Below are 20,655 nucleotides of genomic sequence, written 5' to 3'. Positions count from 1 at the left end.
TTAGAGGTACGGGCTGTCGTGCTTCGCCTTCAGCATGTTCCAGCGCCGCTCGATCTCCCCTTCAAAGTCGCGGAGCGTCTCTGCGTATTCGGGCTTCGAGAGATGCTTCGTCTTGCCCATCATCTTCAGCCAATCCGAGACCGGCACGCGTTTGCCCTTTTCCTCCGGATTGTACGTAATGTTGGTCACGCCCCGTTCGACCTCGTACAGCGGGAAGAAGCACGAGTTCACCGCTTGCTCGATGATCGTCGATCCGTCCTTGTCGTCCGACAGCCAGTTCAACGGACAGGTGATCAGGATCTTGCCGTAGACCATGCCGACGTTTTGCGCGTACCACTGGGCCTTGGCGGCCTTGCGCAGCAGATCCTGCGGACTGGCTTCGCTGCCCGTGAACACGTAAGGGATGTTCGTCGAAGCCATGATCTGCGCCGTATCCTTGTGGTGGAACACCTTGCCGCCTTGTTTCTTGCCGACGTTGGACGTGGAGGTGCGGTGCCCGATCGGCGTCGAATAGCTGAGCTGCGCGCCTGTATTCATATAGCCTTCATTGTCGTATTCGAGAATGATCATCCGGTGGTTGCGCAGCGCGGCGCCGATCGCCGGCCCCATGCCGATATCCATGCCGCCGTCGCCCGTGATCATGACGAACGTGAAGTCGTCCTTCAGGCCGAGGTGGTCGAGCTCGCCGCGCCGCTTGCGCTCGTGGAACATCTCCACGACGCCGGAGAGCGTCGCCGCGCCGTTCTGGAATAGATTGTGGATGTAAGTCGCCTTGTGCGCGGAATACGGATACCCGGTCGTTACGACCATCGCGCAGCCCGTCTGGAACAGCGCGACAATATCGCCTTCGATGCCCTTGAAGAACAATTCGAGCCCGGAGAAGATGCCGCATCCCGGACAGGCCCCGTGCCCCGGCGCGATGCGCTTCGGCTTCTTCGTGAGCGAGCGGAGCGGCGGGACCCGCACGTTCAGCTTGCCCGACGCTTCGTCGGGGGTGACCGTGATGAGGCCGGTCTTCAACTCCTCGTACTTCATCGGCTCCAGCACCCGCTTCGGCGCCTTCGCCGGATCGCCGGCCGTATGGCCGTGATAGTCGAACGGTTTCTCGACGACCCCTTTCTCCGCGGCGTCGATCGCGAATTCGAACAGCTTCAGGCCGTCCTCCGCATAGAAGTCTTTGCCCCCGAGCCCGTAAATCCGGCTGATGACGAGCGTGTCGCGGTTGCCGTGCGCGTGCAGCGCCGCCCGGACCTCGTTGACCATGTTGCCGCCGTGTCCGCCGTACGAATCCGCCCGGTCGCCGACCGTGACCGCCTTCACGCCGCGCAGCGCCTCCGCGATCGCCTTCGCCGGGAACGGACGGATGAGATTCGGCGAGATCGCGCCGGCCTTGACGCCGGACGCCCGCAGCTGGTCGACGACGTCCTTGATGATCTCCGCGGACGAGTTCAACAGGAAGACGGCCACCTCAGCATCTTCCATCCGGTACAGATCGAGGACGGGATAATCCCGTCCCGTCAACGCAGCGTACTCCTGGCGAATCCGGTCGTAGACTTCCTCCGCCTTGTACATGGCCATCGACTGCTGGTAGCAGTTGTTGATGTAGTCCGGTTCGTTCATATACGGCCCGACGGTGATCGGATGATCGCGGTCGAGCGCATGCGCGAACCCCTCCGGCGGCCGCTCGCCGACGAACTTCAGCACGTCGTCGCGATGGGCGAACGTGTGCACGCGCCGCTTCTGGTGGCTCGTGAAGTAGCCGTCCGAGGCGACGAGCACGGGCAGCCGGACCTCCGGATCCTCCGCCAGCTTCAGCGCGAGGATGTTCATGTCGTAGACGGCCTGCGGGTCGCGGCAGAGTACGATCGGCCAGCCCGTGTTCAGCGCGAAGTACAAGTCCGAATGGTCGCCATGGATGTCGAGCGGACCCGAGACCGAGCGGCAGACCAGGTTCATGACCATCGGGAACCGGGTGCCGGACTGCACCGGCATCTGCTCCAGCATATAGAGGTAGCCGTTCGCGCTCGTCGCGTTGAACACGCGGCCGCCGCCCGCCGAGGCGCCGTAGCAGACGCCTGCGGAGCCGTGCTCGCCGTCGGCGGGAATCAAGACGATATCGTGCTGCCCGTTCGCCTTCATCAGATCGAGAAATTGCGCCACCTCGGTCGACGGCGAGATCGGAAAGTATCCCATGATGTGATAGTTGATCTGATGCGCGGCATAAGCGGCCATCTCGTTGCCCGATTCGTAGACGATCCTCTGTTCGACGCTGCCGGCCTGCCCCATTTCCTTGCGAATGTCGAGTGCCATAATCCGTGCTCACCCTTCCTCATCTTCAGAGTTCGCGATCAGATGACCAAGTTGAAGCGGTGCGGAACCCGGTGCCCGTCCGCGTAGCCCTCCTCTTCCAGCTCGCTCGACAAAGCGTCCGTCGGGCAAGCCTGCACGCACTTCAGACAGCCTTTGCAGTATTGATAGTCGATGCCCTGCAGGAACATCTGCGGCCGCCCTTTCTTGTCGGCCTGCTCCTCCCAGACGAAGCAGAAGTCCGGGCATACGTTGTCGCAGGCCGCGCAATGGATGCACTTGTCGTCCGCGAAGTGCGGCATCCGCCCGGCGCGGGAGATGCTGAGATCCTTCAGGATGCTGTTGCCGGGATTAGTGATCATGCCGCCGATCGGCTGCGTCGCGTAGCCGAGGACGGGGGTGTCCATGCGGACGTAATCCGGCATGGCGTCGCCTTCCGCCAGCGCGAAAGTCTGGAACCGAACCTCGTCGTAGCCCCGCTCGAACGTATTCAAGGCCGGTTGCACCGCGCCCGGATACTTCTTCTCCAGCGACCGCCGGATGACGCCTTTCATGAAGGCCGGGTCGAGGAAGCCGCACAAGCGGAACAACCCGCCCAGCATCGCCATATTGACGCGGTTGTCTTCCTCCAGCGATATGCCGGTCGCATCGACCACCGCGATGGTCCCGCCCTTGAGCTTTAACTGCTCCCGGAGGACCTCGGGCGTCTTCTTCGAGTTGACGAGCACGATACTGTCTTCGTACATGCCGGAGACGACGTTGTTCGTTCGGGACAGATTTTCGTGGAAAATGCCGATGACATGGGGACGCTCGACGGGAGAGGTGTCGCGGATGCGCGCGTCGGCGTCGCAGAAACGAATGTGCGCTTTGACGGGGGAGCCTTTCTTCTCGGAGCCGTAGGAGCTGAAGCTGACGCCGTTCAGGCCGGCGCCCATTACGCCGGCTTCCGCCAGCATCTTGCCCGCCAGATTGGCGCCGAGTCCGCCGATGGATTCCAGTCGGATCTCGAAGAAGCCCAGGCCGTTCGTCTTGGGTAGTTTCGCCATGATGTCGCTTGATTCCCCTTTCGCGTAAGTGGTAGACGCTAATGCGGAGAGAGCAGAGATCATTGTGCGGAAGACGTAAATATTTATTATTTCGCGACAATTCGCACAATTCCTGCCAAGCCGGTCGAAAAATGAGAAAACGCTTACGCCTCGGCCGTTTAAGACGGTTGCCGCGCCATCAGCCGCTGCAGTTCGCGCCAGCCGATCCGCACGATCCCCTCCGCCGAGAGGGCGCGACGCACGTCCGGATCGCGCCAGAAGGCCGACTCCATCGCGCGCTTCTCCCACGTCGGATTGAACGCGCGCAGCTCGTCGGTGCCGTGCGCGGGATGCGTGATCCACTCCGTGACGCCGGGCCGGAGCGCCCGAATCATCGCGATGCCCTTGGCCTTGACCGATTGGTAGGTCTCGCCGAACGCCAGCCCGTACTCGAGCCCGACGAGATAATCGGGAAGCGCGATCCCCCGCTCTTCGGCTTGGCGGACCCGCCGGCGCGCCCTCGCTTCGACTTCCGGCGTAATCGCCCCTTCGCCGGCGGGCAGCAGCATGCGCGGCAGCCGGAACGGCAATCCGTAACGCGCGCACAGGTCGAAGGCGATCTCGAGGAGGTCCTTGCCGGACGCGAGGCCGTACAGGCTGCCCATATGATTGTCGGCGTGCGTGAGCCGCAACCCCGCTCGCAGCGCCGCTTCCGTCTGGGCGACCAGCTCCTCCCGCACTTCCTCGGGATCCGCCCGGCGCTCCGTCTCCCGGACCGTCCGGCAGAACCAGCCGTTCCGGTCGGTCAGCGAGGCCGATCGCCCGATCCGGTTGACGGGCCCCCACCGGTACGGCTCCCATTCGCTATTCAGCGTCCAGTGGACGCCGATATCGGCGTCCGCGATCTCGCGTACGGCCGCGACCGCATCCGGTGACCACGGACACGGCATCATGATCGTCGCCGAGTCGACGGCCCCCTCCTCCAGCAGCGCCGCCGCTGCGTCGTTGACGGCGCGGCAGAGGCCGAGATCGTCGGCGTTGACGATGAGCAGACGATCTTGCTTGCCGAATCCCAACCGTTCGGACGTGTTCACGGGCATCGCCTCCTCTTTTATCGTATGACGGGTTCCCCTTTCAATTGCAGGTTGATATAATGGACCTCGCTTGGCAATCACGTCATCCTTACCGAAGGAGAACCCGTAACGATGTCTACCGCAGCCGCACAGCCGCTCGCGCTGAGCCGGGCGAGCAGATTGGCCGCCATGGCCAGCATCATCATCGCCATGCTCATCGCTTCCATGGACGCGACCATCACGAACACCACGATGCCCCGCATCGCCGAAGAATTGCGCGGAGGCATGAGCTTCTACGCCTGGACGTTCACCGCTTATATGATCTGCTGTACCGTCATGACGCCGATCGCCGGACGCATCTCCGATCTGTTCGGCCGCCGGGTCGTCTTCTCCGCCGGCCTTATCCTGTTCCTCATCGGCTCGCTGTTGTGCGGCGTGTCGGACAGCATGCTTCAGCTGGTCCTGTTCCGCGCCGTGCAGGGACTGGGCGCAGGGCTGATCACGCCGTTCCCGATCATCATCGCGGGCGATCTGTTCTCGATCGAGCAGCGCGGCAAGATCCAGGCCCTCTTCACCGCCATGTGGGGACTATCCGCCGTCCTGGCGCCGCTGCTCGGCAGCTTCTTCATGGCGACCGTCGGCTGGCGCTGGATCTTCTGGGTGAACATTCCCCTGTGCGTGATCTCGTTCGTGCTGCTGCTCGCCTACAAGGAGCCTTATCAGCCGAAAAGAGCGACCGTAGACGTCTGGGGGGCGCTTCTCTTCACGGTCGGCGTCAGTCTCCTGCTGTCCGTCACGATCGCGGATCGCCTGCAATACGTATACGCAGCCGCCGGATTGGCCGTGCTCGCGCTTTTCCTGCTGTACGAGCGCCGTCACCCCTCGCCGATCCTGCCGCTCTCGCTGTTCCGCATCCGCCAGCTCCGCTGGATGACGTTGAACGCCTTCGTCGGCTGGTCGGCCTTGTTCGGGACTTCGGCTTATGTACCGCTGTTCCTGCAGGAGGAAGGCCACTCCATCTTCATCAGCGGTCTCGCCCTCATCGGCATGTCGATCGGCTGGATGATCACGGCCGTGCCGGCCGGACGCTGGATTCTCAAGTACGGCTACACCCGTCTGATCGTCATCGGGAACGTCCTGCTGGTAGGTTCGGGCATCATGCTGCTGTTCTTCCGGGAAGGCACCACCTTTGTCTACGTGACCGTTACGATGATCGTCCAAGGCCTCGCCTTCGGCCTGCTGTCCGCCGTTAGCACGATCGGCTCGCAGCAGTTCGTCGGACCGCACGAGAAAGGCATCTCCACTTCGCTCCTCCTTTTCTCTAGAAACATCGGCAACGTGATCAGCATCACGATCATGGGCGGCTTGCTCAGCGCGGCCGGCGCGAACGCGATCGCCGGCATCCAGCACCTGTTCCGGTTCGGCGCCGCGGCGAGCATCCTGGCATTGGCCAGCGCTTTCCTGCTGCTGGGCAAGCGAACGCGGTAAGATTCGGCACGGCGCCTCCGATGCCTGGAAGCCCACCAAAAAAGCCTGCGAGCCTCGCGCGAATGCGAGGCTTGCAGGCTTTTTGGTTGATGATCGGCGGCGCGGGGCCGTCCACGTACGTCCCCGGCCCGTCGGACTCCGGTTCGTCACCGCAAGATCGCCGGCCTGGGACCGATAGGCGGATCGGATCGGTTCGGATCGGTTCGGATCGGTTCGGAGCGCTGCGGCGGCTCAGGACTCGTCGTAGATCATCTTGCGCGTCATGCCGCCGTCGACGATGAGATTGGCGCCGGTCACGAAGCCGTTCTCCGGGTCGGTCAGATAGAAGCACGCCCGAACGACGTCCTCCGGCGTGCCGACGCGGCCGGCCGGGTGCTGCGCGTGATCGGCTTCGCGCAGCGCCGAGTAGTCCCCCGTCTCGATCCAGCCGGGGCTGATCGCGTTCACGCGGATCCGGTCCGGCCCGAGCGAGAGGGCAAGGGCATGGGTGAGCGAGACGATGCCGCCCTTCGTCGCCGCATAGGCTTCGGAGTTCGGCTCGGACTGCAGCGCGCGGGTGGACGCGATATTCACGATCGACCCGCCCCCGCCTTGCTTCATCGCCTTGGCCGCCTCTCGCGCGCATAGAAAAGCGCCGCGCAAATTCACGTTGACGACGCGCTCCCACTCGTCGATCTCGAGCTCGTAGGGCGACTTCCATTGTCCGATCCCGGCGTTGTGGATCAAGACGTCGAGGCGGCCGGTAGCCTTCAGGGCCGCTGCGATCAGCTCCGAGGCCGCATCCCGGTCGTTCAGATCGCCCGCGACGAATATGGCGCTCCCGCCTTCGCCCCGGACGGCATCCGCCATCGTGCCCCCCTGGCTGTCTTCGAGATCGCCGAGCACGACCGTCGCCCCTTCCCGGGCGTAAGCGCGGGTCAAGGCGCGGCCGATACCGCCCGCCGCGCCGGTGATCACGACCGTCAGTCTTTCGAAGCTCCGCTTCATGCCTCCGTCTCCAGCTTCGCGAGTCGGCGCGCCAACGAATCCCGCCAGCTGTCCGCCAGCGCGTCGACGGCCAGCAGCCGCCGGATGCCGTCCGCGTCCCGCTTGTCCTTGTGCATGATCCGATTCGCTTCGGCGACCGTGAGACCGGCCGGGTGCTGCGCGATCAGCGTCAACGGCCCCGGCGATACGAGGCCCGGCTCCAGCACGCGCAGATAGAAGCCCGTCGCGCCCGTATCGAGGACAAGCGCCGGCAGTTCGTCGAGCCCCCACTTCATCGCGAGCTTCCAGCACGGCACGCGAGGCTGGCTGACCTGCACCTTGGCCGTACCGATCGCGAAGACGTCCCCGATCCGTACGTCCGGCTCGGCGACTTCATCGACGGTGAAGTTCTCGCCGAACGCCCCGAAGGACAGCGATTGGCCGAGCACGTCCTCCCAATACGCATAATGCCGATAGGGATAGACGCAGACGGCTTTGTCGGGTCCGCCGTGATTCACCGTATCGGCCTGCTCGTCATTCGCGAGACCCGTGCCGCCGAGGGCGACTTCTTGCATAACCCGGCGCTTGCCGATGCCGGACCGGGCCGGCTTGCCTTTATATTCCCGCTCCTCCGCACGGCCGACGTTCACGGACAGCAGCGGATAGGATAACGGCATTTCGCTTGCGCTCATGCTGCGATAGACCTCCTCTAATCTGGTGAAGTAGCGGGTTGACCCTGCCCGGGGCGAATAAGCGGAGGCTCCGCGCGCCACGCTAACGCATGCGTCGCCATTTCCCGGAAAGGAGCATCCGCCGTGACGACCTCCAAACGAAGACGGGAGAGCGCCTGGAAGAGCCGCAAGCAGCAGGCGCAGCACCCGCACGACAAAGGACCCTCCCTGCACGAGCTTGCCCGAAACGCCGGGCAAGCGGAAGACGGGGAGTCCGGGAACCCGACGCTTTGAGCCCAGGCAGCGCGCGAAAACCGTCCGCGCCGGCGATTTCGCCGGCACGGGCGGTCTTCCTCGCTTGGCGCCCGCCGCGGTTCGGGCGGCGAATCGAACGCCTCTCTTCGGCATGCCGCCGACCGCACGCGCTAAGCTTCCCGACCGGCGAACCCGCCGCTAATGAGGGACGGCTACGTGATGCGGTTCTTCTCCGCCAGCGTCAGTCTCCGGCCGCGGACGTCCAGCACCAGACGGCCCTCTTCTAAGCCCCAGATCTGATCCGCGAACTTCTCCGCGAGCTCCAGCCGATGCAGCGCGACGACGATCGTCGTGCCCTGCTCGCGGGTGAGCTTCTTCAGCATCGCCATGATATCCTCTTGGGAATGCGGATCCAGACCCGATACGGGCTCGTCCGCCAGCAGCAGCTCAGCGCCGTGCGCGATCGCCCGCGCGACGGCCACGCGCTGACGTTCTCCGCCGCTCAGCTTCTCCGCCTGCCGATGCGCCCGGTCGATCAAGCCGACGTTCTCCAGCGTCTCCATCGCGCCCATATAGTCGTCGTTGCGGACCATGCCGGTCATGCGGCGGAACCAGGATACCTGCCCGATCGCCCCGATCAGCACGTTCTTGAGCGCCGTCTTCTTCTCGTAGAGAAGCGCTTTCTGTTCGAGGTACGCGATCTTCCGCTTCAGCCGCAGCTTGCCGAAGAAGCCCAGCTTGTTCGCATCTTGCCCGTCGAAGCGGTACTCGCCCGCGGACCAGCGCTCGCGCAGCGCGAGGCAGCGCAGCAGCGTGGACTTTCCGCTCCCGCTCGATCCGACGACCGCCACGAAGGCGCCCGGCTCCAGCTGTCCATGTATGTTTTCCAATACCATTTTTCCCTGCGGAAGCTTACGCGACAAACCCGTTATCTTTATCATTGCTGCACGTACTCCTCCTGACCTGGTTCGCCGCGGCGCCTTAACGGCGCTTATCCGAACGTAGCGCGGCCTATGACGACGAATGAAGACCATTTTCTTTAACGCATCAGAAAGTCTAAGTTTCACTCGCACTTTGCTGATTCGTCTCCGATAAAAACGTCTCGCCCTCTTCCGAGGACGGCAAATCCGTTTTTACTTGCACTTTCTAGTTTATTTCATTCCGGAACTCCTTTCCATACGAACAAATGTTTGGTATAATCAAAACAAGAACATACGTTCCAATTCTATGAGTCAAAGGTGGAATGATGGATGGAGAACTGCGAACACCTCCGCTACTTGGAACCTTCAAGGGGAACCCGGCCGTCACGAGATCTGACTTTCAAATTTTACCCGAACGGCAAGCTGATCATCGTGGACAACGATACCGGTACTACAATGAACCCCCGCGAGCTCAGCGGGGGCAGCTACGACTTCTATGTGCGCCAGCGCATCGCCTACATCAAGCGCGACTTGACTGCCAAGATCTCCAAGTACGCTTAAGCGCGCTTAGGGCAGGTTCTTGTTAATCTTGTTCATGCTTGGCGGCAGGCGCGACATTTTATCGAGCCTCAAGGCTTTCGCCTCCGCTTTGAACCGTGCCATGTTTTGTTGATCATCGGCTTTGGAGCTTGCGTTTCTAGGCATTGGATCCTCACCTCCCGCCCTTCATCGCTTATCGCCGCGGCCTGGCCGCGCGCGCTTCGCCGATGGGGGGCTTTTGTCTTAGTTTTCCTCATGTCGCTCATTTACAAACATCGGCCGGACGGCCATAATGAGGACATGCCTTGCGCCGCCGTCCCGTCGGACCCTGGGCCATGGCTGCTTGACCGTAACCTTTCGCGCGCCCCGCGGATATGCTAACGGCAGCGAAGATCGCGAGGATGGATGAAGGAGCAGGTTGACATGAAACAGCATATTTTGTTCGACTTGGACGATACGTTGATTTATTGCAACAAGTACTTCCACTTGATTCAGGATCAATTCGCCGACCTGATGACGACCTGGTTCGCCTCCGCGGGATTGACCCGCGAAGCCGTATTGGAGAAGCATGCCGAGATCGACATTGCGGGCGTCCAGGTGGTCGGCTTCCAGAGCGAGCACTTCCCCCAATCGTTCGTCGATACGTACCGGCATTACAGCGCCCTGCACGGACGCCCGCGCAGCCGGGAGGAAGAGCAGCATCTCTGGCAGCTCGGACTCAGCGTATACGAACAGGAGATCGAGGCCTACCCGCATATGGAGGAGACACTCGACAGCTTGGCGCAGAGCGGGCACCGCCTGCATCTGTACACCGGCGGCGACCCGGTGATCCAGCGCCGCAAGATCGAACAGATGAAGCTGGAGCGCTACTTTAAGGATCGCATCTATATTCGCATGCACAAAAATACGGACGCGCTGAAGGAGATACTGCGGGACGGCCGGTTCGAGACCGAACGGACGTGGATGATCGGCAATTCGGTTCGCACGGACGTCCTCCCCGCGCTCGCATGCGGCATCCACGCCATCTATTTGAAGCAAGAGCTGGAGTGGACCTACAACGTGGTGCCTCTCGACGCCTCGCCCCGCGGCGCCTTGTTGACGCTGACCGCGTTGCCGCAGGTGCCTCCGGCCATCGACGACTATCTGATGCTGAACCGATCGTAGACGGCGTTATCGATTGCCGGATTTACGGCATTCGCCGTACCGCGCCGTCAACTTCGGAGGACGAGGAAAACGAAACAGGCCGCCCCGAACGTCCGGATGGACGCGTCGAGACGGCCTGTTCGCATGCGGAAATTTCAAGACGCGGGAAGCGATGAGAGCTTGTCGAACAGCTTGCGCACCCCTACCGCCCACGCCGGGTCTTCGGCGTAGGTCCGATTGAACCAGGCGAACGGATCGCGCCCCTCCGGGCGCGAGCGCCCCAGCTTCGCGAGCAGCTTGGCCGCGATATCCGAAGCGTCGAGGATGTCCGTATTGTACGTCTCCCAGCTGTGGAAGACGTTGAACGGGTTGTTCGCGATCTGCTTCGCCTGCTTGTTCGACTTCGGGACGAAGCCTTGCTCCTGGCCGACGATCGCGAACAGCAGCAGCGGATTGACGTCGTGCTTGCGGGCGCTCTTCACGATGGCCCCGAAGTACGGCTCGTCCGCCAGCATCGAGTCCCGCGTGCGCAGATAGCGCTTCACCGCAGTCGCATCGATATCCGCGTAACGCAGCGCCTCGGGCATGCCGGCATCCGGCTTCGGCACGGGCGTCGCGACGGCGGTCGGCTGCGGCACCGCTCGGGGCTCCGTTTCGCGCGCCGGCTGCCGCGAGACGGCTACCGTCAGCCCCACGGCGAGCGAGACGGCAAGGAGCGGCCACGCGAGGCGTCTCCCCCACGCTATGAGCCGGCGGGACCGCCACTCGCCGCTCTCCCCCGCGCCGGAGTCGGCCGCCGGGACCGAACCCGCCGCGACCGCGGTCGCAGCCCCCTCCGGGCCGTTCGCGCCCATTGCCGGTTCGGTCGCGCGGCTTCGCAGATGAGCGGACAACCGCTCGGCGGACCAAGGATTCGAGGTCCGTTCGTTCAGCCAACGCAGCAGCGTCCCGGCGTCGACCGAATCGGCGCCCCCGGTCTCGCCGCACGCGTCCAATACGTCTTCGGGCAGCACCTCGCGCTGCTCCGCCACGACGCAGCGATGGATCAGCTTGTCCGTCACGGCGCGCCGGAGCGCGTCCGGCCAGTCCGGAAGCCGTCGTTCGATCGTGCGGCGGATCGCGTCCGCGACAATCTCCGCCTGTCTGCCGTCCGCCAGCGGCGCGTACTTGGTCTGCACGTAGCGGCGGATGACGCTTACGTCTTGCGGCGACAACAAGGCAATGCGCTCCATCCTCTTCCGTGCACCTCCCGCCCGTATCCGTTCCTATCGATCTAGGCATCAGTTTATCATAGGCTTTCAGCAGGCGGAAGAGGGTTCTCGCTCGGGATGGATGGGTTGCACGGCTGAATTGCTTGGTGGCTGGTTGGTTGCTTGGTTGCTTGGTTTGTTGGTTGGTTGCGCGGTTTGTTGGTTGCTTGCTTGGTTTGTTGGTTGGTTGCGCAGTTGGATTGACCAAGCCCGCCGGCTCTACGTTCGGTCTCGACGCCGCTCGATCCGCGAGCGCCGACCGATGTCGGCATTATCCGGCCGCCATCGCTTCCCTTTTAAGCGCAGTCTGCACGGCTTCGCTGCGGATATAGGCTTCGATCTGTTCCTTCTCGCCTACGGTGAATTGGTATTCGCAGTCGCACCCCTCATCGAGCGGGATCATCTGGATCGGATGACCTTCGTGCGTGCAGACGATCAACCCCGTGAGATCGATCAGATCGCTCGGAATCGGCGTCTCTTCGGCCGTCGCGAACCGGAGCACGACGTCGACCCACTGCCCGTCGCGCCGTTCGATCCGGGCATCGATCCCCACGAATGTTAATTCCTTGGCGAATTCATCTCCATACCGGATCACGTTTTGCACTCCCCCTTTCCTCTCGTCCTTCTCCTTGCGCATCGCATCCGTCCGACTGCGCTCAAAAGGGCTGCTCTGCGGCGGCGTCATCGCGACTGCCGCCGGAGCAACCCTCCAGCCTACTCTATTCGGCGCTTCCCCGCCGGTTAAGGCAGCATCGTCGATCCCATCAAGTATCTGTCGACTTCGCGAGCCGCTTCGCGGCCTTCGTTGATCGCCCAGACGATAAGGCTCTGGCCGCGGCGCATATCGCCGGCGGCGAATACTTTGTCGATATTGGTCTTGTACTTGCCGTATGCGGCCTTGACGTTCGTGCGGCGGTCGGTCTCCAGGCCCAACTGGTCGATCAGCGTCGACTCCGGCCCTTCGAATCCGACGGCGACGAGGACGATGTCGGCCGGCCATACCTTCTCGGAGCCGGGGATCTCTTCGTAGATCTTGCGGCCTTGGTCGTCGATGTAGCGGCGGATCTGCACCGTGTGCAGTTCCTTCACGTTGCCGTTCTCGTCGCCGACGAACTTCTTCGTCAGGACGGAGAAGGCGCGCGGATCTTCGCCGTACAGCGCTTTGGCTTCCTCGTGGGCATAGTCGAGCGTGTAGACGTTCGGGAACTCCGGCCACGGGTTGTTGATCTGATCGCGCGTCAGCGGCGCCTTGGCGTGCGTGCCGAATTGCGAGACGCTCGTGCAGCCGTGTCTCAGCGCGGTCGCGACGCAGTCGGTTCCGGTATCGCCGCCGCCGATGACGATCACGTGCTTGTCCTTAGCGGAGATATAATTGCCGTCTTCCAGGTTCGAATCGAGATAGCTCTTGATCGTGCCGTTCAGATATTCCATCGCCGGGTAGATGCCCTTGAGGTTCGCGCCTTCGACCGGTCCGATTCCGCGCGCCTTGGTCGCGCCGCCGCAGAGGATGATCGAATCGTACTCCTCGGCGAGCTGCTTGGCGGAGATGTCCTTGCCGATCTCGGTGTTCGTGACGAATTCGATGCCCTCTTCGGCCATGAGATCGACGCGGCGCTGAACGATATGCTTCTCCAGCTTCATCGTCGGGATACCGTACGTGAGCAGTCCGCCCGGACGATCCGCGCGCTCGAATACGGTTACCGTGTGGCCGGCTTTATTCAGCTGAGCGGCTGCGGCCAGTCCTGCGGGGCCGGAGCCGATGACGGCTACGCGCTTGCCGGTACGCGACTTCGGCGGCTGCGGCACGACCCAGCCTTCTTCGAAAGCGCGGTCGATGATCGCCTGCTCGATCGTCTTGATCGTGACCGCGTCGCCGATAAGGCCGACGGTGCAGGAGCCTTCGCAGGGCGCCGGACAGACGCGTCCGGTGAATTCTGGGAAGTTGTTCGTCTTCGCGAGTCGCTCGTAGGCTTCCTTCCACAATCCGCGGTAGACGAGGTTGTTCCACTCCGGGATCAGGTTGTTGATCGGGCAGCCGGAGGCGCCCCCCGACAGTTCCATGCCCGTATGGCAATAGGGCGTGCCGCAATCCATGCAGCGGGCGCCCTGGGTGCGCAATTGCTCTTCGGAGAACATCCGGTGGAATTCATTCCAATCCTTGATGCGCTCCAACGGATCGCGATCGCTCGGGAGCTCGCGCTGATATTCCATAAATCCCGTAGGTGTCGACATCCCATTTCCTCCATCTGTCGGTAATTCGCACGAACACTTGCGATTTCTGCTTCATTCAATATAGCCATTGAAGGTTGAAGATGCAAGCCTATCTGCGTCAAGGATTTTGCACAGCATGATCAATCATCTTACCTGATAGGAGTCGTGCCCAGAATGGATTATCCGCTCAATTCTTTGCACTTTCCGCAGGGCCGCGAACGTAAGTGCAGAACGCAAAAGAGATCGGATTGTCCGCGTCAGGCCGATGCGGCACGCGCGATTCCAGCCGCCATTCCGCGCGGTCGAATTCCGGGAACTTCGCGTCTCCGGCGACCGCCTCATCCAACTCCGTGAGCAGCAGGCGATCGGCATGCGGCAGCAATTGGCCGTATACCTCCGCTCCCCCGATCACCATCAGCCGATCGCCGCCATACAGCCGCAGCGCATCTTCTACCGATCGGACCAGCACGCAGCCTTCCGGCGCTTCGGCCATCGTTCGCGAAAGGACGACGTTCGTTCGGCCCGCGAGCGGCTTGCGCAAGGAGCGAAAGGTGTTGCTCCCCATCAAGACCGGCTTCCCCATCGTCTGAGCTTTAAAAAAGGCCATATCGGCCTTGAGCCGCCAAGGCAAATCGTTGTCCGCGCCGATCACGCCGTTCTTGGCGACGGCTGCGATCATTGTAATCGACATGCGGGCCTCTCCCCCTCTTCGTCTCTCTTTTCTACATCATAACATAGCCTGTCGAAAGATGACTATCGGAAGAAAGGTGACAATTCGCGAAAATGCGTACATAACAAGTAAAATCCCTGTTAATCGTTCGGATTCACAATCGCAAAGTGAAGATGATCCTGCCATTGCCCGTTCAAGAATACGTTCTTCTTGTTCAACCCTTCGCGTTCGAAGCCGGCCTTCTCCACGACTTGGATCGACTTGGCGTTATGCGGCATGACGCCTGCTTCGACCCTGTGCAACTTTAGATCGTTAAAGGCAAAGTCGACGACAAGACGCAGCGCTTCCGATACATACCCCCGCCCGTTGTGCCGTTGGTCCAGATAGTAGCCGACCCAGCAAGATTGGAGCGGTCCGCGCGTGACTTGGCTAAGCGAGATCATACCGATCAGATCGTTCGTCTCGCGCAGGAAGATGCCGTACGCATACTTTTCGTCGTTCTCGGCCATCGCTTTGCTTTTGCGGAACTGCTCGACTTGATAAGCGGCCGTATAGAACTCCTCACCGCGCTCGTACAGGAAAGGCTGAAAGAAATCGCGATTGCGCCGATGCATATCAACGAACGCTTCGGCGTCCCGTTCTTCCAGGTAGCGCAGCGCGACGCGGGCTCCCTTGATCGTCTTGTTCATCTCCATCTCCCCGAACCTCCCCGGATGATAAAGATCACCACGGCGGTCAAGCCGTCCGTGGTGATCCAGAAATGGACCTCTTGGTCCGTCAGACCGCGATCGGCGCCTTGATCGTCGGATGATACTGATAGCCCTCGAACGCGAAGTCCTCGTATTTGTAGTCGAAGATCGATTCCGGCTTGCGCCGGATGACGAGCTTCGGCAGCGGGAACGGCTCGCGCGTCAGCTGGAGCTTCACTTGCTCGAAATGATTGCTGTAAATATGCACGTCTCCCCCGGACCAGATGAATTCGCCGGCTTCGAGCCCGCACTGCTGGGCGACCATGTGGGTGAGGAGCGCGTAGGAGGCGATGTTGAACGGCAATCCGAGGAACGTATCGACGGAACGCATCGTCAGCATGCAGGAGAGCTTGCCGTCCGCCACGTAGAACTGAAAGACGAAATGGCACGGCGGCAGCTTCATGTTGTCGATCTCCGCGACGTTCCAGGCGCTGACGATATGCCGGCGGGATTCCGGGTTGCGCTTGATCGATTCGATCACCTGCGCGATCTGATCGAACTTGCGGCCGTCCGGGCCTTCCCAGGCCCGCCACTGGGAACCGTAGACCGGACCCAGATCGCCGTTCTCGTCGGCCCATTCGTCCCAGATGGTGACGCCGTTCTCTTTGAGGTAACGGATGTTGGTCTCGCCGCTCAAGAACCACAGCAGCTCGTGGACGATCGACTTCAGATGCATCCGCTTCGTCGTGACGAGCGGGAAGCCTTCCTGCAGATCGAACCGGAGCTGGCGGCCGAATACGCTGATCGTCCCCGTCCCCGTCCGGTCTCCGCGCGCCACGCCGTGGTCCATAATATCTTGAAGCAGGTCCAAATAATTGCGCACAACGAGCACCACTTTCATGTCGGGATAGATACTCTATTGTATCACTTGTCCGGACCTTCTGTCGACGAATACCGCTGCTTTCTCCGCTTCTGCCGCAGCGCGAATCTCTCGGCCGCGCTGTCGTGCAGCGCCCGTTCCGCGTCGTTCTCCGGATAGACGGCCGGCACCGCGGCCGGCCGGCCCTGCTCGTTCAACGCCACGAACGTGCTGAAGGCCGTCACGGTAAGACGCTTCTCGCCCGTGAACAAATTCTCCGCGCGGACGACGCAGTAGACCTCCATGGAGCTGCGGTGCGTCCAGGTCACGAACGCTTCCAGCTCGATGGCTTCGCCCACCTTGATCGGCGACAGGAAGTCGAGGCTGTCCGTCGACGCCGTCACGACCGGCATGTTGCAGTGGCGCATCGCGGCGATCGCCGCGATCTTGTCGATATACTGCATCAGCGTCCCGCCGAACATCGTGCCGTGGTGATTCGTATCTCCCGGGAATACCATCTCCGTCATGACGGAGCGGGAATTCGCGATCGGTCTGGCTTGGACTTCCGGTTCCGCGCCCATGGCGTCGCCCTCTCTTTCCTCGCAACGAGTCTCACGGACTAGGGTGGCCTTGCTAGCGGCAAGGCATGCACAGCGGTCCGCATTCTCCCTTATCATACCATGCGAGGCGCAGCGGCGCCCGGGTCATCGCATGCGAACCGCTTACCGGCCGCGGCGGAACCCGATGCCCAGCATGACGATCCCGACGAGCCAGCCGCCCCTTTTGGGCGGCGGCGGGAGGCGCTTCCCGCTTTTCTCCGCGCGCAGCTCCGCTTCCGTCCACGGATTGCGGCCCCTGAATTCCGCTTCCCGGTATTCCGCCAGCTTCTCGATCATATATTGATGTTCCAACATGCCCTCTCCTCCGTTTCATCCTCTCTCTCTAAGGACATTATGCGCTGTTCAAAAGGGGCTAAAAAGCGTATAATCGTCTCGAACGATTTCCCCTTTTCCATAGGCACGTGCCGAGAGGAGGCCGAAAAGGTGATAACGGCAGAGCGATACTTGACGCTTTATGAGCGTTTCGGCGGAGAGACGAGCGAAGGTTTGCCGGTCGAAGCGACGTTGGAGGAGCTGTCGGAAACGCTGTACTGCACCCCGCGGAACGCCAAACTGATCCTGCACAGGCTCGAGGATGAAGGCTTGATCGAATGGATCCCCGGCCGCGGCCGCGGCAACCGCTCGCGCATCGCTTTCAAAGTGCAGAAAGAGAGCTTTCTTCTCGATCTGTCCCAATGCCACGCGGAACAAGGCGACTACAAGCAATCCTTCGAGCTGCTCCAATCCTATGGCGAAGGGACGCAGGCGAAGCCCAAATTTCTCGAGTGGCTGAACGGCCAATTCGGCTACCGCAAAGAAGAAGCCCGCGATGGCATTCCCGCCTGCGATACGCTGCGATTCCCCGTGTACAAGCCCGTCACGACGTTGGATCCCGCCCAAGTGAACTACGCCTTCGACGCGCATCTCGTGCGGCAGTTGTTCGATCGGCTGCTTCGGTTTGACGCGGAGCTCGGCAAGATCGTCCCTCTGCTCGCGCACTATTGGACCTCCAATCCCGAAGCGACGGAGTGGACCTTCTATCTGCGCAAAGGCGTGCGCTTCCACGACGGACGCGAGCTGACTGCGAAAGACGTGGTGTATACGCTGGAGCGCTTGCGCGGGGATACGCAGAACCGTTGGCTGCTCCGCGGTGTCGAGCGCGTCGAACCGCTCGGCTCTCGCGTCGTCTGCATCCAGTTGAGTCGCCCGAACCGGATCTTCGACCGGTTCATGTGCTCTTGCGCGGCCTCCATACTGCCCGCCGAACTCGGCGGTATAGACGAAGCGGAGTTCTGGCGGCTGCCGATCGGTTCCGGCCCCTTCCGGCTCGTCTCGCATTCCTCGCACTGCATCGAATTGGCCGCCCACGCCGCTTATCATGAAGGCAGACCTTATCTCGACGGGGTCGATATGATCATCATGCCGGAAGATTGCGCGTCGTCGCCGGTAGGCATGCCGGAAGTACTGGTACTGCATCACGAAGTAGACGGGAGACATCCGCTGGGCAAGCACAGAGAGAACTGGCAGACGCTGACGCAATTGTGCCAAGGCTGCACGATGCTCACTTGGAACCTTCGCCGTCCGGGGTCACAGCAATCGGAGGCGTTTCGCCGGGCCGTGCGCATGATCCTGAATACGCGCGAGCTCGTCTCGGAGCTCGGAGGCGATCGCGTGCTGCCGGCGTTCGGCTTCCGGCCGGAGACGAGCCAATCCCGGTCCGTCGAGCCGTTCCGTCCGGAACGCGTCAAGACCGCGCTGCGCGAGTCCCACTACGACGGTTCCGCCATCCGATTCGCCGCGCACGAGAAGTTCGAGGCGGATGCCCGCTGGATCGTCGCGCGGCTCGCGCAATGGGACATCGCTGTCGAGCTCAAGCTCTTTACTTGGGAAGATACGCCGTGCTATGCCAACCCTTTCATGGATGCGGATCTGACGATCTCCGGGATCGTGTTCTCCGAAGACGAGGTGTGCGAGATCGAGACTTATGAGCACGGAGATTGCGTCTTCCGTTCTTATCTGGACGACGAGCGCCTGGATTGGATCTGCGGGCGGATCGACGACGCCTTAAGATCCGATACCGAGCCCTGCAGACGGCAGCATCTGAAGGTGATCGAGGAGCACCTGCGCGACGAAGCCTCCGTCATCTTCCTTCATCACAAAGAGCTTCGGACCTACCTTCATCCCTCCGTTCGCGGCGTCACCCTGAACACGCTCGGCTGGATCGACTTTAAGGATATCTGGCTGGAACAGATGGCTTAAACGGGTTTTTGGGATTCCTCGTTAGATAAGGAAGTACATTCGCGGAAGGCAAACTGCTTGCAACCTAAGCATTGGTTCAAATCCAGTTGGTATAGCGCAAATTGAATCGCCTCGCCTGTATGTCCAAAAAAATGTTCAGCCCCAATCCGTGTAAATAGCCCTGTTCTCTTCATTACTTCTAACGGTTGGGGCTGAATTCCAGATATCAGAACCTTCCCGCCAAATTTCTCGCAGCTTTTCACCAAACTGGCCAGGCTCGATTCGCCCGTTGTATCCATAAAGGGCACTTTCCCCATGCGCAGAAGCAACGCTTTAGGCCTTTGTCGAATCGCATCCAGGATCGACTCCTCGAATCGATTCGCGGCACCGAAAAAGAGAGCGCCTTCGATGGTGCAAATGCCGATTTGAGGACAATCATGGCCTTCCGTCACCCTTTTCGGCCTCACTTTTTCATGTTTAGCCGTTGGATCGGGAAGTACTTTGGCTACCGTCAAAACGTCACTCATCCGTTTCGCAAACAGAATAACGGCCAGGATGAATCCGACTTCGACAGCAGTAGTTAAATTCGTGAATACGGTTAGCAAAAAGGTAAGGATAAGAACGACAGAATCGCTCGTTCCGGTCTTCAAGATGCGGGCGAATTCTTTTCGTTCGCTCATGTTCCAAGCAACCAACATCAAGATGGGCGCCATGCTTGCAAGGGGGATCTCCGATGCATAAGGCGCAAGCAAGAGGAGCACCAGCAATACAACAAGTCCATGTATGATACCGGACAAAGGCGAGACGGCACCGCTTTTAATATTCGTTGCCGTCCGCGCAATGGCTCCGGTCGCCGGAATACCTCCAAAGAGGGGGATAACCATATTGGCGGCGCCTTGTCCGATCAGTTCGCGATTGCTGTTATGACGACTGCCTGTCATGCCGTCGGCCACAACCGCCGATAGCAAAGATTCGATACCGCCCAACATCGCAATAACAAAAGCGGGGCGAATGAGGGTTTCAATGCGATCCCAGGTGATTTCCGGAAAATGAAAATGGGGCAATGTACTCGGGATGGCTCCGAAGGACGTTCCGATCGTTGCTACGTTCCCTTTGAAAAACACATCTGCAACAATGCTTGATACGACAAGTCCCACTAACGAAGCTGGAACTTTCGGCAAAAATCTTGGCGCTAGGAGGATTACCGACAAACAAACCCCCGCCGTTATGACGCTGTAGATGTTCGTGCTTGTGAGGCGAACCCCGATTTCCTTCATGCTTGGCAGAAAATTCTCATGTTTTTCGATTTCGCTTAGACCTAGAAAGTTGGCGATTTGTCCGCTGAAAATAATCACGGCGATTCCAGCGGTAAATCCGGCGGTTACGGGACGAGGGATAAACTTGATGAATACGCCAAGTTTAAATACCCCCATAAGAACAAGAATCGCTCCGGCCAGAAATCCGGCAATCAATAAATTTTCGTATCCGTATTGAATGACGATGGCGAAGAGTACCGGAATAAATGCGCCAGTTGGGCCGCCAATTTGGAATTTAGAGCCCCCGAACAAGGAAATGCATATACCGGCAATGATGGTTGTATATAGGCCAAATTCGGGTTTGACCCCAGCTGCAATAGCAAACGCCATTCCTAACGGAATGGCGATAATGCCAACAATTACACCTGATAGGAGATCCTTGCGAAATGCGGCAGCGCGGTATCCCTCAAATCTTCCTTTCCACTTCATTGAAAT

21 protein-coding genes are annotated in these 20,655 nt (G+C 60.8%); 5 read left to right on the top strand and 16 right to left on the bottom strand.

All coding sequences use genetic code 11. From position 1 onward, the window contains the following. The 3 genes from H7C19_RS00790 to H7C19_RS00780 form a co-directional block, all read right to left on the bottom strand. Positions 1-2,310, bottom strand: coding sequence for a thiamine pyrophosphate-dependent enzyme (locus H7C19_RS00790; RefSeq protein ID WP_185140653.1), 2,310 nt, complete (start codon positions 2,308-2,310; stop codon positions 1-3). 38 nt (positions 2,311-2,348) lie between these two features. After that, positions 2,349-3,353, bottom strand: coding sequence for a 2-oxoacid:acceptor oxidoreductase family protein (locus tag H7C19_RS00785; protein ID WP_185140652.1), 1,005 nt, complete (start codon positions 3,351-3,353; stop codon positions 2,349-2,351). A gap of 158 nt (positions 3,354-3,511) precedes the next feature. Then, positions 3,512-4,426, bottom strand: coding sequence for a polysaccharide deacetylase family protein (locus H7C19_RS00780; protein ID WP_185140651.1), 915 nt, complete (start codon positions 4,424-4,426; stop codon positions 3,512-3,514). A 111-nt stretch (positions 4,427-4,537) separates the two neighbouring features. Here H7C19_RS00780 and H7C19_RS00775 point away from each other — a divergent pair, with 111 nt between their 5' ends. Then, complete coding sequence (locus H7C19_RS00775; RefSeq protein WP_185140650.1) at positions 4,538-5,893, top strand: MFS transporter; 1,356 nt, start codon at positions 4,538-4,540, stop codon at positions 5,891-5,893. 231 nt (positions 5,894-6,124) lie between these two features. Here H7C19_RS00775 and H7C19_RS00770 read toward each other — a convergent pair whose 3' ends face one another. Further along, positions 6,125-6,880, bottom strand: a complete 756-nt coding sequence (locus H7C19_RS00770; RefSeq protein ID WP_185140649.1) for an SDR family NAD(P)-dependent oxidoreductase — start codon at positions 6,878-6,880, stop codon at positions 6,125-6,127. Next, positions 6,877-7,551, bottom strand: a complete 675-nt coding sequence (locus tag H7C19_RS00765; RefSeq protein WP_246469228.1) for an MOSC domain-containing protein — start codon at positions 7,549-7,551, stop codon at positions 6,877-6,879. The genes H7C19_RS00770 and H7C19_RS00765 overlap by 4 nt, the downstream gene beginning before the upstream one ends. 123 nt (positions 7,552-7,674) lie before the next feature. Between H7C19_RS00765 and H7C19_RS00760 the strand changes: the two genes are divergently transcribed. Next, on the top strand, positions 7,675-7,824 hold the full coding sequence (locus tag H7C19_RS00760; protein ID WP_185140648.1) for a DUF6254 family protein: 150 nt from the start codon (positions 7,675-7,677) through the stop codon (positions 7,822-7,824). A 173-nt stretch (positions 7,825-7,997) separates the two neighbouring features. On the opposite strand, the gene H7C19_RS00755 is transcribed toward H7C19_RS00760, so the two are convergent. Further along, positions 7,998-8,726 (bottom strand): phosphonate ABC transporter ATP-binding protein, encoded by a 729-nt coding sequence (locus H7C19_RS00755; protein WP_185140647.1) that lies wholly within the window; start codon positions 8,724-8,726, stop codon positions 7,998-8,000. 309 nt (positions 8,727-9,035) lie between these two features. Here H7C19_RS00755 and H7C19_RS00750 point away from each other — a divergent pair, with 309 nt between their 5' ends. Continuing rightward, positions 9,036-9,266, top strand: a complete 231-nt coding sequence (locus tag H7C19_RS00750; protein ID WP_185140646.1) for a hypothetical protein — start codon at positions 9,036-9,038, stop codon at positions 9,264-9,266. A gap of 6 nt (positions 9,267-9,272) precedes the next feature. Here H7C19_RS00750 and H7C19_RS00745 read toward each other — a convergent pair whose 3' ends face one another. Next, positions 9,273-9,410: a hypothetical protein gene (locus tag H7C19_RS00745; protein WP_185140645.1), complete on the bottom strand. Its 138-nt coding sequence runs from the start codon at positions 9,408-9,410 to the stop codon at positions 9,273-9,275. Positions 9,411-9,668: 258 nt separating this feature from the next. On the opposite strand from H7C19_RS00745, the gene H7C19_RS00740 reads away from it, so the two are divergent. Then, the gene (locus tag H7C19_RS00740; protein ID WP_185140644.1) at positions 9,669-10,409 is read left to right on the top strand and encodes an HAD family hydrolase; all 741 of its coding nucleotides are present in this window, start codon (positions 9,669-9,671) and stop codon (positions 10,407-10,409) included. 134 nt (positions 10,410-10,543) lie between these two features. Here H7C19_RS00740 and H7C19_RS00735 read toward each other — a convergent pair whose 3' ends face one another. The 8 genes from H7C19_RS00735 to H7C19_RS00700 form a co-directional block, all read right to left on the bottom strand. Continuing rightward, complete coding sequence (locus tag H7C19_RS00735) at positions 10,544-11,620, bottom strand: glucosaminidase domain-containing protein (RefSeq protein WP_185140643.1); 1,077 nt, start codon at positions 11,618-11,620, stop codon at positions 10,544-10,546. A gap of 289 nt (positions 11,621-11,909) precedes the next feature. Continuing rightward, positions 11,910-12,233 (bottom strand): hypothetical protein, encoded by a 324-nt coding sequence (locus H7C19_RS00730; RefSeq protein ID WP_185140642.1) that lies wholly within the window; start codon positions 12,231-12,233, stop codon positions 11,910-11,912. A 146-nt stretch (positions 12,234-12,379) separates the two neighbouring features. After that, a complete protein-coding gene (locus H7C19_RS00725) occupies positions 12,380-13,870 on the bottom strand; it encodes a glutamate synthase subunit beta (RefSeq protein WP_185140641.1) in 1,491 nt (496 codons plus the stop codon). Positions 13,871-14,036: 166 nt separating this feature from the next. After that, positions 14,037-14,540, bottom strand: a complete 504-nt coding sequence (locus H7C19_RS00720; protein WP_185140640.1) for a dihydrofolate reductase — start codon at positions 14,538-14,540, stop codon at positions 14,037-14,039. 119 nt (positions 14,541-14,659) lie between these two features. Next, on the bottom strand, positions 14,660-15,214 hold the full coding sequence (locus tag H7C19_RS00715; protein WP_246469227.1) for a GNAT family N-acetyltransferase: 555 nt from the start codon (positions 15,212-15,214) through the stop codon (positions 14,660-14,662). 82 nt (positions 15,215-15,296) lie between these two features. Beyond that, on the bottom strand, positions 15,297-16,091 hold the full coding sequence (gene thyA / locus H7C19_RS00710) for a thymidylate synthase (RefSeq protein ID WP_313731282.1): 795 nt from the start codon (positions 16,089-16,091) through the stop codon (positions 15,297-15,299). A 41-nt stretch (positions 16,092-16,132) separates the two neighbouring features. Next, entirely contained in the window at positions 16,133-16,648 is a 516-nt protein-coding gene (locus tag H7C19_RS00705) for an acyl-CoA thioesterase (RefSeq protein ID WP_185140638.1), read from the bottom strand. 141 nt (positions 16,649-16,789) lie between these two features. After that, on the bottom strand, positions 16,790-16,981 hold the full coding sequence (locus tag H7C19_RS00700) for a hypothetical protein (protein ID WP_185140637.1): 192 nt from the start codon (positions 16,979-16,981) through the stop codon (positions 16,790-16,792). Positions 16,982-17,110: 129 nt separating this feature from the next. Here H7C19_RS00700 and H7C19_RS00695 point away from each other — a divergent pair, with 129 nt between their 5' ends. Then, positions 17,111-18,925: an SgrR family transcriptional regulator gene (locus tag H7C19_RS00695; protein WP_185140636.1), complete on the top strand. Its 1,815-nt coding sequence runs from the start codon at positions 17,111-17,113 to the stop codon at positions 18,923-18,925. Here H7C19_RS00695 and H7C19_RS00690 read toward each other — a convergent pair. Then, positions 18,922-20,649 (bottom strand): SulP family inorganic anion transporter, encoded by a 1,728-nt coding sequence (locus tag H7C19_RS00690; protein WP_185140635.1) that lies wholly within the window; start codon positions 20,647-20,649, stop codon positions 18,922-18,924. The genes H7C19_RS00695 and H7C19_RS00690 overlap by 4 nt on opposite strands. Positions 20,650-20,655 lie beyond the last annotated feature (6 nt).

The organism is Cohnella nanjingensis, assembly GCF_014212125.1.
GTDB lineage: Bacteria > Bacillota > Bacilli > Paenibacillales > Paenibacillaceae > Cohnella > Cohnella nanjingensis.
The sequence above is the reverse complement of the archived record's forward strand: the minus strand, read 5'-3'. Positions and strand labels throughout refer to the sequence as shown.